This window comes from Mycolicibacillus koreensis (assembly GCF_002104795.1).
Classification (GTDB): Bacteria; Actinomycetota; Actinomycetes; order Mycobacteriales; family Mycobacteriaceae; genus Mycobacterium; species Mycobacterium koreense.
Genome location: NZ_NCXO01000085.1, coordinates 1 through 5,660 on the forward strand (window position 1 = coordinate 1; position 5,660 = coordinate 5,660).

Genomic DNA, 5,660 nt, shown 5'->3' on the forward strand with positions numbered 1-5,660 from the left:
GACCCCTGGACATCACACACCAACCACTCCGACGACTCCCACTCCCACCAGCCCGGGCTCCCCTTCACCAAGTAGCCCGTCACCGAGCACCCCGTCCACCTCGACGGGCGGACCCAGCTCCTCGACACCTGGCGGTCTGGACGGCACGTCGGGACTCACCAACCCGAGTCCGAACGCCCCGAACACGGGCAGTCCGCCCCCGAACTCCCCGTCTACGGGAAACCCGAACCCCGCCGCCGACCCGAACCCCGCGCCCGGACGGCCCCTCGGCGACCTCGGAGCCGCCAGCCTCGGCGGGCTGGCCGACCTCGGCGGTGCGGCGGTCGGACCCATGATCTCCGGTATCCCGATGGGCGGCATCGGTTCTAGCTCCCAGCCGCCCGCCTCGCCTGGTGTGTCCTACCCCCTCGGCACGGGATCAACCCCTGGAACTCCGATGCCGCCTGCGCTGTCTCCGATCAGCGGCGGAACGCCAGGCACCCCCGTCACCCCTGCCGCCCCGACGGGGACGCCAGGGAGTACGGGTACACCTGGAACTCCCGCCTCCCCAGGCGTTGCGGCCCCTGGACCCCAGACCCCCAGCCCGCAGCCGCCCAAGGTGGACATTGGCGCGGCGGTGAACAAACACTGGTCGGCAGGCGGCGAGCGGCCAGCCTCCCCGAGCGGGAGCTCGACAGCCGCGCTCCTCGGCATCGGCGCTCGGGAGGATGAGAGACCAGTCATCCCAACGACATACGTGGACGACCTCAGGGAGCACGAGCGCCTGGCCCACCTCGTCCTGGCGAGCCTGAGGAGTGAGTACCACCGAGCGGGCGAGCACCAGGAGTGGTACCAGCACCTCGCAGTAGCGGTGCTGGATGAGGGAGAGGGTCGAACAGGGCTGGTGTTCGCCACCAGCGACGGGTTGTCGGTCATCCCCGCCGACGTGGCCCTCCCGCACGGGGTGACACCACTGGCGGACCACCCCGCTCGCCCCGACCTCGCTCTGGCTGGGTACACAGACCCCACAGTGAAACTAGCTGTGCTACCAGGAATCGTCGCTCTCGTCAGCACCGCCGAGGGAGCCAACACAGGGACACATCAAACCGTTGAGCAGGCTAACGAGCTTCTCGACGCCGAGGTGACTCCCTCGTGTTCGATCCCCCGTGGAGAGTGGGTCGAACCCAGCTCGGCGGCTGAGCTGCTGGGGCAGGCCGTGGCTCTCCACAAGAACCTCGACCCCGAACACGACGCGCACACCCTGCGGGGGCTGCGCTGGTTCGGCGACGCTCAACAGCCCCCGAGCTATCTGCCGATTTTCTCGCGGTGGCTCGCTGGTGAGGCGGTCGTGGCCTACGAGCGAGGAGACCACGGAGCCGCAGCGTGGCTCGCCCAGCAAGCAATCGAGGCGGGTGGTGCTGCGTGACGTGATAACTACCCAAACCCCATGTGACGTGGGATAATCGACCAAACACCATCTCCTGCCACACCATCTCTAGCAGTACCTCGTAGGACCGACCACCGACCCTCGGGTCACCGGCTGGTCCGACGACGGATGGAGATGGAAATGGCAACGACAAGTGATCGCATCGCTCACAGCGTGACGATCAAGGGCACGCTCACGGCGGCAGGCAAGTCCGCGACCGCAGCGGCGGCGCGGGTTCCCGTGGCTCCTGTGACGGGGCTGCGACCCAGCCACCGCGCGGCATTGAACAAACGGTTCCGCGAGACGCGGAAGACGTTGAAGGACATCAGCAAGACCGCCAAAACTGGCGTGTCGTACCTGACCGAGGACGATCAGCACGAGGACAAGTCGCGGCGCGATGTCGAGTCCACCAAGCGGCCTGAGTATAGGGGCAAATGATGGTGGATACGACGTACGACATCAACGCGGCGAGGCAACGGCTCGCCATTCAAGACCCCGTGACCTCGGTCGTCCTTGAGAACATCTATCACGCCACCCGAGCAGAGGTGGAGCGTCGCATCTTCGACGTATTCCCTGGTGACACCACTGAAGCACCTCAAGACGACGAGGTGTTCCGCTGGCAGGTGTTCGTGGCGTCGGAATGGACTTGGTTCGTGATCGCGGACACCACGCTCGCGGAGATCAAGAGCGCCCTGGGGATCACGGACCCCTGGACGTGGCAGGCGGTCGGCTGGGTGGTGAAAACCCATGTGATAGCGGCGATGACCCTCCTCCGAGACCAGGCGGCGAGTCCTGGGTGGTGTGAATCCCAAGAGGTACGCGACGCCTCATCCCCACAGGTCGAAGCCTTGTTGTCCGACTTCAAGTGCCGCCTTCTTGGAGTCCTGTCTCGGCTCCAACTCCCGAACCGACGGAAGGAAACCCCATGAGCGACAACACCCCTCGCCCCGAGCGGATCGACTACGACCTCGATTTCCTGGAGGACTTCGCATCGAATCTGCGGGAACTCATCTCGGGGTTCGAGGCCCCAGGAAACCTGGTGGGAGCCATCAAGTCTGAGTTCCACCAGGCAGCCAGCACGGGAACGACAGGACGCGGCCTCGTGTCCCCGATCTATCGTCCGCTCGGCGAGGCCCTGGACACCGCCGTCGACAAAACCCAGAGCAACCTCCAGGAACTCGTCGAGGCCCTCGAAAACGACGTACGGGCAATCGAGGAGCTCGTCAGCAAGGTCCGCGCCCACGAGAGCGACTCGGCCCGTGACATCGGGAACACCGACGTGCCCGAGCAGGTGGTCTGATGTCTATGAAAACCAAACTGCTGGAACGTCTTACCCGCTGGGCGATGAACCGTTACCCGACCCTGCGGCTGGCCGTCCTGCGGGTCCAACGCACGGAGTGGTTGCGGGAACGGAGGGAGCGGCGGGAACGGCTGGCCCGCGCCGCCGCGCGTCGCCCAGCCCGCCCCGCACGGCCCGCACCGCTGCCGCCTGTCCGTCCAGTTCCCTTATCCCACACCATCTCAGGCACACCCGTACGTCCTGCGACAAAACGACGGACCCCTAAGAAGTCCAAGGGGAAGAAGCAGGGGAAGGACACCCAGACCGCCCAGCCCCAGGTCATCGTGGTCACGCACCCTGGGTACGGGTCTACTGGACCTACTCCCACTCCTAACGGCGCTGTCCTCCAGGGGAGTACGAGCGGACAGGGGAGCATGTCACCCGAGCAGGCCGCACGGTGGATCACCGAGCAGCTCGCCACCCGTCGGGGCTCGGCTCTTGAGGTGTCGAGTTTGGTCCAGACCCTCGGCGCGCTGGGGACACCGCAGCAGGTGGTGCAGGCTGGGCTCTGGCACGCGCACGCGGCGGGCTGGGTGAAGAAGTCGGGCAAGGGTCGGGTCGCGGCCACGGCTCGGACCGTGCGGGCTGGCGGAGTCCCCGAGGACCGTCGACGGAAGGTGGGGTGACCGCATGACTTGAAACCAAGCCCCGCAAGGGAACTACCCGACAGACCTCACGAACGACGAAAGGTACGAAATGAACATCACACGTAAGAACATCACCATCACCGCCGCAGCGGGACTGACCGCCGTCGGACTCACCACAGGGGGTTACCTGGTCGGGCACGCCCACCAGCCCACCGAGACGCACAACTTCACCTTCCCCTGCACGGAGATCGAGCGCCCGGCCGACCCACTCGGGGTGATCATGGAGTCCTGGCCGAAGATTCCGGCCTGCGACAAACTCCAGGCAGGCGCGGCGTGGAGACATTCCCATGTGGGGCAAGAGAACGACGCCGCCGACGCGCTGGTAACGGCGGGCTGGTCGAGGGGGCTGAGTCCGACCCCGCCGAAGCGGCGCGCAACGTCCAACACCTCAACGCCGAGCTGAGGGCGGAGCTGGGCAAGCTGACTCAGGATGCCGTGGGTTACCGCGACAAGACCCAGATGATCTGAGAGACACGGGATTTAGAGAGAGAGGAACGACCATGAAGAAGACCATTGGACTCATCCCCGCCGTCGCCCTGGCGGTCGGTCTGCTGGTGGGGTGCAGCTCCCACGCCACGGGGGCCGTGCCGTCTCCCGTGGAGCCCCAGCCGCTGCCCGTCGTCGAGGAGACCCCCGCCGCCTCGGCTCCGACGGCACAGCACCCCGACCCCGCGTCGGCGCCCGAGTGTCAGCCCTACCTGGCTCGGGAGGATGGAGACACGGCGGACGGGGTGGTCGGGATTCCGATTCCGACCGACCTCATGTGGTGTCGGCCCGACGCGCTGGGTCGGTAGAGCTCAGCACAGCAGGCCCAGTACAACAGGAGCCCCGTCTTCCCCGTTGGGACGGCGGGGTTTCCTGCTGTCTGGGACGGCGGGGTTTCCTGCTGTCTGGGGTGGGTCGGCAGGGAGACAGGACGACAGGACGACGGGTCGGGACCGAGGTCGGGTTGGGTTGGGTCGGGTGCAGGGAGACAGGACCGACGGGGGCCGTGCCGACGCCTGGTGGCCTGACTGCCCGAGGCCCCGAGGGGGACGAGGAGTCGGCTGGTCAGGTCGTCAGGTATCCCGACTGGTCGAGGAAGACCGAGCCGTCGGGGTCGTGGGTCGGAGGTGGTGGGGAGTACGAGTCCGTCCAGGGGAAGTCGTCGGGTTCGTCGGGGTCGTCGTCGAGGAGTTCGTCGATTCGGGAGAGGAGGTCGTCGTCGGGGTCGGGGTGGTCGGTCATCTGGTCAGTCTGGTGGGTCGGGGAGACAGGGTGACGGGGCGTCCCCACCTGCACGGACTCCTCCGCCGCGCCCAGGATTCGGGTAGGCAGTGGGTAGGCAGGAGGTTTGGTGGGTATGGGTGATATTGGATACCTTGTATGTCTAATCACATCGCCTGAGCTGTGAAATATACAAAACGGTGACGATAACGGTTAGAGTTACCGCCCAGGTCACGGGTCGAGGGCTTCGTTCGGGACGAAGAGGTCGTGGGTTCGAATCCCGCCACCCCGACTCAGGTTGTCGCAGGCAGAGGGCTCCGACTGGTCGATCGGTCGGGGGTTATAGGCCAGATTGTGTGTATGGCTGTCGGTGTGTCGTGGGGTTAGCGGCGTGATCTGCCGGCCCAGCCGTGTTGGAGGCCGTTGCCGTCTTCCCAGCTGAATGCGGTGCCCATGGTGGGGCCGAGGGGTTGGTCGTCGAGGTGTTCGACGTTGGGGTGTCGGGGTGGGTTTCGGTGTTCGGGGCGGACCAGGGTCCAGGGGTCTGCTGGTGTTGCGGTGAGGCTGTTGAGTTTCCATTCCGCGGCGCGGCGGGCGTGCTCGACGGGTAGGCCGCGGTGGGCGCGGAAGAGGTCTTTGAGGGCTCGGTTGGGTCCGCCTTCCAGTGAGGACGTGGTGCGTGGCAGCGGGCCGCTGTGTGCGGTGAGGTCGGGGTCGATCCAGGTGAACAGGTGCTTGTTGCGGATCAGGTTGCGATACAGGCCGCGGGTTTTGCGGAGCTCGCGGTGGGTGTACCACCACTGTTGATGCTCGCCGATCCCGGCGGGTCGTGGGGTGTGGGCGCGGGGGTAGCTGCGGTGGCGCAGGAAGTGGTCCCAGCGGGTTTCCCAGGCGGCGTATTCGACGAGCCAGGCCACGGCGTGGTCGATGTCGGTGACGGTCATCAAAGCTTTTGTCAGGGCCAGGATTTCGCGGCCGGCATCCAGGGTCAAGTCCACGGGTGTGGTGTACGACGTCGTCGCATGATTCTTCGTTGAGATGGTTCAGGCGGTCAGTGCCGCCG

Annotated in this window: 8 protein-coding genes and 1 pseudogene; 7 read left to right on the plus strand and 2 right to left on the minus strand. The window is 66.3% G+C overall.

Annotation, left to right across the window (positions count from 1 at the left end; genetic code table 11):
- The first annotated feature begins 616 nt into the window (after positions 1-616).
- From B8W67_RS19730 to B8W67_RS19760, 7 genes are all read left to right on the plus strand, one after another.
- Positions 617-1,405 (plus strand): hypothetical protein, encoded by a 789-nt coding sequence (locus B8W67_RS19730; protein ID WP_133056166.1) that lies wholly within the window; start codon positions 617-619, stop codon positions 1,403-1,405.
- Between the two features lie 141 nt (positions 1,406-1,546).
- Positions 1,547-1,843 (plus strand): hypothetical protein, encoded by a 297-nt coding sequence (locus B8W67_RS19735; protein WP_133056167.1) that lies wholly within the window; start codon positions 1,547-1,549, stop codon positions 1,841-1,843.
- Positions 1,840-2,334, plus strand: a complete 495-nt coding sequence (locus B8W67_RS19740) for a hypothetical protein (RefSeq protein ID WP_085305870.1) — start codon at positions 1,840-1,842, stop codon at positions 2,332-2,334. Before B8W67_RS19735 ends, B8W67_RS19740 begins: the two co-directional genes overlap by 4 nt.
- Positions 2,331-2,705, plus strand: a complete 375-nt coding sequence (locus B8W67_RS19745) for a hypothetical protein (protein ID WP_085305872.1) — start codon at positions 2,331-2,333, stop codon at positions 2,703-2,705. Before B8W67_RS19740 ends, B8W67_RS19745 begins: the two co-directional genes overlap by 4 nt.
- Positions 2,706-3,118: 413 nt before the next feature.
- Positions 3,119-3,370: a hypothetical protein gene (locus tag B8W67_RS19750; RefSeq protein WP_085305874.1), complete on the plus strand. Its 252-nt coding sequence runs from the start codon at positions 3,119-3,121 to the stop codon at positions 3,368-3,370.
- Between the two features lie 70 nt (positions 3,371-3,440).
- Positions 3,441-3,794 (plus strand): hypothetical protein, encoded by a 354-nt coding sequence (locus B8W67_RS19755; protein WP_085305876.1) that lies wholly within the window; start codon positions 3,441-3,443, stop codon positions 3,792-3,794.
- A 97-nt stretch (positions 3,795-3,891) separates the two neighbouring features.
- Positions 3,892-4,185, plus strand: coding sequence for a hypothetical protein (locus tag B8W67_RS19760; RefSeq protein ID WP_085305878.1), 294 nt, complete (start codon positions 3,892-3,894; stop codon positions 4,183-4,185).
- A gap of 256 nt (positions 4,186-4,441) precedes the next feature.
- Here the strand turns inward: B8W67_RS19760 and B8W67_RS21045 are convergent, their stop codons facing one another.
- Positions 4,442-4,618 (minus strand): hypothetical protein, encoded by a 177-nt coding sequence (locus B8W67_RS21045; protein WP_163797271.1) that lies wholly within the window; start codon positions 4,616-4,618, stop codon positions 4,442-4,444.
- A 362-nt stretch (positions 4,619-4,980) separates the two neighbouring features.
- Positions 4,981-5,580, minus strand: a pseudogene (locus tag B8W67_RS19765) (IS256 family transposase); the annotation flags it as partial.
- Positions 5,581-5,660: the final 80 nt, after the last annotated feature.

What these genes read in the sequence shown, in the direction of transcription:
- B8W67_RS19755 (WP_085305876.1), top strand. Translation starts at nt 3,441, where the DNA reads ATGAACATCACACGTAAGAACATCACCATCACCGCCGCAGCGGGACTG.
- B8W67_RS21045 (WP_163797271.1), bottom strand. Translation starts at nt 4,618, where the DNA reads ATGACCGACCACCCCGACCCCGACGACGACCTCCTCTCCCGAATCGAC.
- B8W67_RS19750 (WP_085305874.1), top strand. Translation starts at nt 3,119, where the DNA reads ATGTCACCCGAGCAGGCCGCACGGTGGATCACCGAGCAGCTCGCCACC.
- B8W67_RS19735 (WP_133056167.1), top strand. Translation starts at nt 1,547, where the DNA reads ATGGCAACGACAAGTGATCGCATCGCTCACAGCGTGACGATCAAGGGC.
- B8W67_RS19740 (WP_085305870.1), top strand. Translation starts at nt 1,840, where the DNA reads ATGATGGTGGATACGACGTACGACATCAACGCGGCGAGGCAACGGCTC.
- B8W67_RS19760 (WP_085305878.1), top strand. Translation starts at nt 3,892, where the DNA reads ATGAAGAAGACCATTGGACTCATCCCCGCCGTCGCCCTGGCGGTCGGT.
- B8W67_RS19745 (WP_085305872.1), top strand. Translation starts at nt 2,331, where the DNA reads ATGAGCGACAACACCCCTCGCCCCGAGCGGATCGACTACGACCTCGAT.